The organism is Candidatus Sodalis sp. SoCistrobi, assembly GCF_900143145.1.
Lineage (GTDB): Bacteria > Pseudomonadota > Gammaproteobacteria > Enterobacterales > Enterobacteriaceae > SoCistrobi.
The window spans coordinates 1-2,287 of sequence record NZ_FRDB01000325.1; the positions used below are offsets into that span (position 1 = coordinate 1).

The 2,287-nt window shown below is 46.6% G+C and carries 2 protein-coding genes and 2 pseudogenes; 1 reads left to right on the plus strand and 3 read right to left on the minus strand.

Going from position 1 to position 2,287, the window contains the following annotated elements:
- Nucleotides 1–128 (plus strand): annotated as a pseudogene (locus CINSTRO3249_RS17795) (ISNCY family transposase); the annotation flags it as partial.
- Here the strand turns inward: CINSTRO3249_RS17795 and CINSTRO3249_RS17340 are convergent.
- From CINSTRO3249_RS17340 to CINSTRO3249_RS15260, 3 genes and pseudogenes are all read right to left on the minus strand, one after another.
- Nucleotides 97–504 carry a hypothetical protein gene (locus tag CINSTRO3249_RS17340; RefSeq protein WP_174249805.1) on the minus strand — a complete coding sequence of 136 codons (408 nt, stop codon included), beginning with the start codon at nt 502–504 and terminating at the stop codon, nt 97–99. The pseudogene CINSTRO3249_RS17795 and the gene CINSTRO3249_RS17340 sit on opposite strands and share 32 nt — an antisense overlap.
- 774 nt (nt 505–1,278) lie before the next feature.
- A pseudogene (locus tag CINSTRO3249_RS15255) lies at nt 1,279–1,632 on the minus strand (ATP-dependent Clp protease proteolytic subunit); the annotation flags it as partial.
- 191 nt (nt 1,633–1,823) lie between these two features.
- Nucleotides 1,824–2,287: transposase (locus CINSTRO3249_RS15260; protein ID WP_174249806.1), on the minus strand; the 464-nt coding region annotated here is incomplete at its 5' end.

The window sequence follows — 2,287 nt, forward strand, 5'->3', positions numbered from 1 at the left end:
GCGACAAACACGGCATATTCCGGGTTAACCACCCGAGCGGTGCGTTGACGGGAACAACGCAGTTCGGACGGGTACTTCATGATATCGGTGTCGATCTTATCTGCGCCAACAGCCCGCAGGCAAAAGGATTTCCATTTCTCTTTCCGTAAACATATCATCCGGGTCGCTCGCCACGCCGTCAGTCGTCCCGCGTCGGCAAGTGTAGGTGCAGGGTAAATTAACATTGAGAAGGTTTCTCAGATTGTAGGGGGCAAATTTTCTGGCGTGATAAATCACCCCGATACAACATTTTTTGCTATCGTAAAGCGGGAATTTTTCGCAGGCATACGGCTGCAGAGTCACCTCCTTTCCGTAAGGATAGATATCAATGGAAGTGATGTTGACCTGCCTTTTTAATATTTCAAAGTCATGATTCTGAAAATGATGAGCAAATTCTGACGTCGGATGCGGTATCTCGATATCGGTTTTACCCTCAATATCAAAGTTAATGGGCAGATTCAGCATATCAAGATTAGATTGATTACTGTAGTAGTGGAATGATTTATTATGGGAAAATAATTTTACCCCCCTCCGGATCTTTGCTATTTTCAAACATAGATATCAGTTGAGGGGAGATGTAAACATCCATTGTATCGCCTCCTTTTTTATTCCTCGAAGCATCCGATAGTGTATTAGCAAGAAAAACGTCATCCGCTGATATACTTTACTCAGGTCATTACCTACCGTCAATAAGCACATGCCGACTTATTCAACGCTCAACCAAACTCGACACGATTCAATCTTTACCTTAAAGTTATAACTACCCGGGATTAGAGACAACAATTGGCCAAAACGTATTCGCTTTTCGCACCAACGCGGACTGGGGAGAGGAATACCCTTAAATATAGACCGCCATCAAACAATATCATTATTAAAACTCTGGCTAACAAAAGGAATAACGTGTCATATTCCTCAAGCCAAATGCTTGCAACGTCGTCAATAAACGTTTCCAATAATGAAGCCGGCACTGTTATTGGAACCTGCGCATCGCTTATTGCATTATGTTTCTCAATACCGGCGGGGTTCTGGACGTGCTAACACTGATTTATTTATATCATAATAAAAATGTATTATTTAATTTGCTATTAAACGGCGACGTAAGAAACGCTGCGTTGTGCCATGCAGTCAATGGCAACGCGATGCTTGTAAGGGTCAACGGTGACCCGCTCGCGCGGTTGGGTGCCGGGATCCCTTCCGGCACCGCCTTTACCGGGACGGAGGTCCGCGGCGTCCCCTGAATTAATCCAGATTGAGTTCGTTAAATGAGGTCAGAACCCGTCCGACGATGCCATAGTCCATCGCCTGCTGCGGCGTCATCCAATAATTTCTGTCGGTATCGTTCTTCACTTTTTCCAAGGGTTGGCCGGTAGCGTCGCTAATGAGGCGGTTTACGCGCTCCAGCATCAGAATGATTTCCCGGGCTTCAATCTCAATGTCACTCGCCTGCCCCTGCACCCCGCCTAACGGCTGGTGGATCATAAAACGCGTGTTGGGTAAGGCATAACGGTGGGCTTTCTCCGCCGCCAGAAAAATGGTAATGCCGGCGCTGGCGACCCAGCCGGTACCGATGATGTGCACCGTCGGCTTGATAAATAGGAATTTCAACGCAAAAGAGACTAATTATTAACCAAAAATCAGCATCGTAAACTCTCAGTCCCCTCTTTTTCCTCGCCATTTTACTGCCAGCTCTATCATTAATAATGATTAAATTGATGTATAATCCATTGATTTGTATATTTTATATGCCATTTATCCGGTTCCAGACGGATCTTCCCTGATTGGGCTCAGACGCCCCCCATTAAAGCCAGTGATTTATGATAACCGAGCAACTTTTTCAGCCTCAGTCCCTCTTTTAGACCGCAAAGCAGCAACCGTGCACCACACAGTACGCAGTTCAGCGGCCTTTCACCTGTGAAGCGCTTAAACATCATGGCGAAGGTGATCTTCGGGCGGTTTTCTACCTCATGACCAACCAGCGTATGCACTTTCTCCAGCAACTCACCGCGTTTTGCATGGCTTAAAAAACCGTAGTAACGGATCATCCGGAAATGTTTGTCCGGAATGTGCTGAATAAATTTTTCAATGAACGTATCGAGCGACATTTTCAACCGCTCATTTTCGTCGTAGACGCGTTCAATCTCCCGGCCAAGCTCTTCATCACGGCGCTGGCGGACGCTACGTAATTCCGGGTTCTGCTGTCGCTTTCGCTGCCAGTAATACGTTGCCGGGGCAATATGCAGTTCCTGAC

Excerpts from the sequence above, each read along its gene's own strand:
- CINSTRO3249_RS17340 (WP_174249805.1), bottom strand. The coding sequence starts at position 504 with ATGCTGAATCTGCCCATTAACTTTGATATTGAGGGTAAAACCGATATC.